This window comes from Streptomyces sp. CHD11 (assembly GCF_018638295.1).
Taxonomy (GTDB): Bacteria; Actinomycetota; Actinomycetes; order Streptomycetales; family Streptomycetaceae; genus Streptomyces.
Window position 1 is genome coordinate 1 of the sequence record NZ_JABTTS010000203.1, and the last position, 304, is coordinate 304.

General features: G+C 72.4%; 1 pseudogene. It reads right to left on the minus strand.

From position 1 onward, the window contains the following. Positions 1–304 (minus strand): annotated as a pseudogene (locus HTV45_RS33765) (hypothetical protein); the annotation flags it as partial.

Below are 304 nucleotides of genomic sequence, written 5' to 3' on the forward strand. Positions count from 1 at the left end.
GTCGGCCGGACCAGCACCCGGTCGTTGGCCAGGAGCTGCCAACCGGAAGAGGCGAGCAGCAGGGCCGTCGTGGTCTTCCCCGCGCCTTTCCCGCCGAACGCGAGGAGCGTCGCCCCGTCCTGCGGGCGTACGACCGCCGAGGAGTGAAGCACTGCCCACCCGTCCCGCAAGAGGTGACCCCGGATCACCTCGCGGGCCACACGCGCGGTAGCGAGGGAGAGTTCCACGACGCCGATGCCCGTGAGCGTGAGCCGGCCGGAGAGGGGGCTGCTGCGGTACGCGATCGCTTCGTCCGGCGACGTCG